This window comes from Bacillus cereus group sp. BfR-BA-01408 (genome assembly GCF_022663305.1).
Classification (GTDB): Bacteria; Bacillota; Bacilli; order Bacillales; family Bacillaceae_G; genus Bacillus_A; species Bacillus_A pacificus.
Genome location: NZ_JAKUFF010000385.1, coordinates 1 through 203 on the forward strand (window position 1 = coordinate 1; position 203 = coordinate 203).

Consider the following 203-nt stretch of genomic DNA (forward strand, 5'->3'; position numbering starts at 1 on the left):
GTTTTGGAACAGCTTTTATTGTCACCTTTTGTCGGTAAATCGATATATTGAGAAAATCGCTGATATAATTCGAGTTACGGTCGATATATTTTAAAAATCGCCGATATAATTTTTCCGTCTTGTTTACTATCCTAACTTCACAAGGCTGTAGTTCTTCTTCCCTTTACGAATAATAATAAATCGTCCATCAAATGAATTTTCTA

General features: G+C 32.0%; 1 protein-coding gene. It reads right to left on the reverse strand.

All coding sequences use genetic code 11. The features are described 5' to 3' along the window. Window positions 1–126 precede the first annotated feature (126 nt). The coding region (locus MR083_RS28305) for a hypothetical protein (RefSeq protein WP_396022324.1) at window positions 127–203 on the reverse strand (77 nt) is incomplete at its 5' end.